Source organism: Rhizobium sp. 01N424 (genome assembly GCF_056399485.1).
The window spans coordinates 1-2,132 of record NZ_JBFTRK010000036.1; the positions used below are offsets into that span (position 1 = coordinate 1).

3 protein-coding genes are annotated in these 2,132 nt (G+C 56.0%); 1 reads left to right on the forward strand and 2 read right to left on the reverse strand.

Going from position 1 to position 2,132, the window contains the following annotated elements; genetic code table 11:
* Positions 1 to 114 precede the first annotated feature (114 nt).
* The gene (locus AC1DNK_RS29940; RefSeq protein WP_477944857.1) at positions 115 to 288 is read right to left on the reverse strand and encodes a hypothetical protein; all 174 of its coding nucleotides are present in this window, start codon (positions 286 to 288) and stop codon (positions 115 to 117) included.
* 309 nt (positions 289 to 597) lie between these two features.
* A complete protein-coding gene (locus tag AC1DNK_RS29945; protein WP_477944859.1) occupies positions 598 to 1,854 on the reverse strand; it encodes a DUF6161 domain-containing protein in 1,257 nt (418 codons plus the stop codon).
* Positions 1,855 to 2,046: 192 nt separating this feature from the next.
* Here AC1DNK_RS29945 and AC1DNK_RS29950 point away from each other — a divergent pair.
* Positions 2,047 to 2,132 (forward strand): transposase (locus AC1DNK_RS29950; protein WP_477944861.1); only part of this gene is annotated, 86 nt, incomplete at its 3' end.

A 2,132-nucleotide genomic window follows, 5' to 3' on the forward strand; every position in this document is an offset into this window, starting at 1 on the left:
ATGGCGGCAAGTGCCACTTTCGCCTTGAAAGCCGGGCTGTGATTCCGGCGCGGTCGTCTCGTCATGGTATCTCCTGTTCCAGGCATCTAAGCCGAAGTCAGGCAGAAATTCCACTTATCCCCGCTGTTCAAATTTCCCGAGCCACCTCTGTCCAGAGGTGATGGAAAGGGGTGTCCACACGCCCGAGCGCAGGAACCAGATCATCTGGATGGCGAAGACAACCGCACCACACGCCATCAGAAGCAAGCCGATCGTCTTCAGAGGCTTGTCATCTGTCGTCAGTTCCATAGCCACAGCTTTCCGTCCAATCCGGATGCGCGGCGTTTTACAGATTCGTTCCTGCAATAAGCATGACCGAGCCGCTCAAGTCAAAGTACCCCCCGCGCTTCGACGGTCATGGGTGGGATCGATCCATCGCTCTGCGGAGACGGGGACCGGATCACTCATATGCAGGCGCCGGATCGGCAAGCCTGTCCATGAACGTCATCCCGTCGTGTCCATTCATTGGGGCATCCAACGACGTGGTCTTGAAGTGGTCGTACTCGCACCAGATTCTCAGTAGACTAGCGGTCCGTGGGAACATCAAGCGAAAGCGCCTCAACCCTCGCCCGCCCTCTTCATTCCGGCATTTATTACCTCAGTGAAGTCTGGCGGCTCCACTCCGTCACTTCCGTGCCCGGGCGTCTGTCTGAACAGTGCCCAAAGAACCAACGGGCGGTCTCGCTCATCCGCTCTCCCCTTTTCGCTAAGCAGAAAGTAAGTATCAAGCATCGTCTGCCGTTGCCGCGCGTCGTCCATCAGCAGCATCGACCGCATGAAATAGCGCATCACTGCTCTAAGTACCCACAAGTAGACGAAGACGGGCACTGAAAACACTATCAGCCTTCCGAACTGATGGGTGAGCGCAACCGCTACGGAGTTAGTAGCGACGCCACCGCTCTCCATCTCCGCCTTCGTTAGAGCGACAATCATTGGCATCCCAAAAAGCACCGCTGCGGCAATCGTTATGACAAGAAATGTCGCTAGCAAGCAGATCGAGATAATGAAGGCTCGGCGAGCTTCCACGTACCTGCTTTCCCAGGTTAACCGCGCACGGTCGAGCTTCATCTCCTCCCGGATCGTCGCCTCGAAGTTGGCCAGGCGCTCATGAGTTTGAAGAAGGGCACTGTCGGCCGCTTCGATCCTTGTCTGAAGTTCGCCCGATGATGCGGAGATAGTGTCCAAAGACAGGCGGAGCGTTTCTCTTTCAACTTCAAATTCGCCTCGGAGGTTCTCTATCGTACCTCGCGCTTTGGCCACCTCTTGTTCTACATCAACCTTGATCGGAGCGAGGTTCGATTTGAATGCCTTGCCGGCAGCATAGCGGGACGCGGCAAGAAAAAGCGAAGCCTTCTCGTGTTCACTCGTTGAAGCCACCTGCTGAAAAAAACCGACCCCTGGAGATTCAACGAATACCGCTGCAGCGGCAATGTACGGCCAGTCACCCGCCTCGCTCGATGGCCTCGACCTCTTCGGAACCGCAGTAACGAATTCCCGGAGACTTTGTATCGCAGCGTCGTCAAGGATAGGAATGAGTGAGGTAACCCAAAGGTCGCCGCCCGTCTCCGATATTGAAGGGGGGTTGCTCTCCATTAGGTTTGTGCAGAACGAAAGCAATTCCAAGCACAGGCTACTCATGCCCACTGATCCGCTGCCGTTTGGGCCATCCCAGGGAACGTTCTGGAAGATTGATAAGTAGGTTTGGTAGAGCTGTCGCTGCTGTGCGATCAGAGCTCTTGCGGCACCACCTCCCCCAGTGACTTTCACCTGCCTTAAACTCATCACATCAGCAAGACGCGAAATTAGATCATCCATCTGGTCTATCCTACCACCCGCCCGGCCGGGACATGGCGCTACGATTGCCGCATAAGGTGCCATCCGCGGCTGTGTCGTAGTACGAATAGCAGTTGCCGGGGTATCGATGCGGCGGGTTGTAGTAGCCGCTGACCTGCCACTGAGAATTTCCTCCAGAATGGATTAGAGTCCGGCCTATTAAGGGACGGACGAATGAAGAAGCAGAGATTTACGGAAGAGCAGATTATCGGTGTGCTGAAGGAGCAGGAGGCTGGCGCGAAGGCGGCCGACCTCTGCCG

What these genes read in the sequence shown, in the direction of transcription:
- AC1DNK_RS29940 (WP_477944857.1), bottom strand. Translation starts at nt 288, where the DNA reads ATGGAACTGACGACAGATGACAAGCCTCTGAAGACGATCGGCTTGCTT.
- AC1DNK_RS29945 (WP_477944859.1), bottom strand. Translation starts at nt 1,854, where the DNA reads ATGGATGATCTAATTTCGCGTCTTGCTGATGTGATGAGTTTAAGGCAG.